The organism is Phormidesmis priestleyi ULC007 (assembly GCF_001895925.1).
GTDB lineage: Bacteria > Cyanobacteriota > Cyanobacteriia > Leptolyngbyales > Leptolyngbyaceae > Phormidesmis_A > Phormidesmis_A priestleyi_A.
Map to the genome: position 1 here is coordinate 1 of NZ_MPPI01000094.1, position 2,127 is coordinate 2,127.

1 protein-coding gene and 1 pseudogene are annotated in these 2,127 nt (G+C 49.3%); one reads left to right on the forward strand and one right to left on the reverse strand.

Annotated elements, in window-relative coordinates; all coding sequences use genetic code 11:
* The first annotated feature begins 189 nt into the window (after positions 1 to 189).
* Complete coding sequence (locus BRW63_RS26890) at positions 190 to 951, forward strand: ISAzo13-like element transposase-related protein (RefSeq protein WP_073075364.1); 762 nt, start codon at positions 190 to 192, stop codon at positions 949 to 951.
* A gap of 32 nt (positions 952 to 983) precedes the next feature.
* Here the strand turns inward: BRW63_RS26890 and BRW63_RS26900 are convergent.
* A pseudogene (locus BRW63_RS26900) lies at positions 984 to 1,977 on the reverse strand (ISAzo13 family transposase); the annotation flags it as partial.
* Positions 1,978 to 2,127: the final 150 nt, after the last annotated feature.

Consider the following 2,127-nt stretch of genomic DNA (forward strand, 5'->3'; position numbering starts at 1 on the left):
TTCAGCTAACGTGCGATCCTCTTCTGAAGTCAAAATGATCCGGAGGGGAGCAGGCATAAGGAGGGGTTAATTAGAGGGTCTTCCTATCTTATATTTAACTTCACCCTCCTACTTAATGAGCGAGAAGGGGTACGCCGAGCCGCAATTACCCACGCGTCAAACCATCGGTGCGATTCTTAATCGCATGGGATATCGCCTAAAAAAACACAGAAGACCAAACCCTTGAAAAAGATTGCTCAAACCGATGCGATTTTCGAGAATGTGTTCCGAGAGAATCAGACCTCGGATGACAACCCCAAATCGTTGCGACTCTCCATTGATAGCAAAGCCAAAGTCAAGATTGGCAACCTCTCCCGAAATGGGAAAGCACGAACCTTGGAGCCGAAGGCTGCCGATGACCACGATACAGCGTGGCAAGCCGTTTTAGTCCCCTTTGGCATTCTTAATACCGATACCAACCAGTTGTCGATTTACTTGGGACAATCTGCTGAGACCAGTGATTTTATCGTTGATTGTTTAACGACTGGGTGGGATGACCATCAATCCCACTACCCTGAACTAGATGAATGGGTGATTGACCTCGATAGGGGAGCCGCAACCAGAAGTGACCGAACGCAGTTTATCAAGCGCATGGTCGAACTGTCTCAGGCAATCGGGTTGAGAATTCGATTGATTTACTACCCTCCTTACCACAGCAAGTACAACCCCATTGAACGCTGTTGGGCAGCACTAGAGAACTATGGGAATGGGGCAATTTTAGATTCTGTTGAAGCCGCAGTGCAATGGGCAACCCACATGACCTGGAAGGGAATTGCACCGACTGTGCAACTAGTTGATCCTATCTATGAGAAAGGAATCAAGGTGTTGCCTGAGGAGTTAGAACGGTATCAACCTTTCTGGCATCGCTCTAAAACCTTGTCCAAGTGGGATATCACGATTGTTCCAGCTTGACCGGGGTCTTATTTCTTTGCAAGCCCCTTACGGGTGATATGACAGAACAGACGATGCTCAATCTTATTCCATTTACTGGTTCCAGGCGGATAGTGACAAACCTCAACTTTCATGCCCGTTCCGTCTGCCAAACGTTGTAGCTCCTTCCATAAGCGGTTACGATGGCCGTTGCTGCCACCACTATCAGCCGTGATGAGCAGGCGATGAGATTTCGTCATACCGAGGCTGCCCCAGTTCGTGCCACCATCGCCGGATCGCTTCGACAGCGAACTCGGCTGTATCACTACTGATGCCGACTGACACGCCAGCATCATTTTCAGCGATGTCATACACTCCATAGGGAACGGCTTTACCCAGCTTTTGGTCGGGAGAATCATGAGTGTCTACTGCTAGGGGTTTACCCTTGGGACGGTACTCTCGTCCTTCATTCGCCTTATTGCCTAGCACTTCTTTCTTCTTGGTATCAACGGAAATGGCTGGACACCTCCTACATTGATAAGCTTTGACACGCTTGGCAATGTGTTTGAATTGTTGGTCACGCTCAGGATGGTCGTTTCCTTCTCTCCTTTTCCGATTTCCCTGAAGCGAGTAACCGAGGTCTTTGAGAATTTCGGATAGCTTCGTCCGTCCGACTTGATGACCTTGCTGATTCAACTCTTTTTGCAAATTCGTCAAACTTTTGCATGTCCATCGCAGCGGCGATTGTGGATCACCCCTTTCCGTCGGTTCGATTAAACGCTCAATGGCCTGTTGCAAAGTTTGGTCGTGATGTTCAAGTCGTTTACGACCACCACCCACTTGACGTTGTCGGCTAGAGACTAATGGAATTGCAGAGCGCAGTTCTTCGATACCGTTCCTGACCATTCGGTCTGATAAGCGTGTTGCTGCCGCAACGGCTACTATGCCACCGTGCCCTATTGCCATCGCTTCGGTCGCACCCCATCGGCGACGACCACGCTCGTCAAGATTGTTGACCAACGACAGATACTTGACTCGGAGCATTTCGACTGTCTTAGGGTTCGGCATCTCGATAGACTCACAAAGTTGCGTGATGATAGTAACTTGAGTGTTGTGATGTCGAGGGAGAAAAATCGAAGTCCTTCTATGGCGGGATGAACAGGAGTGAGGAATGCGGGAAAGTGCAGATGAATTCAGGCTCGTCAGGGAGGTTCAAGG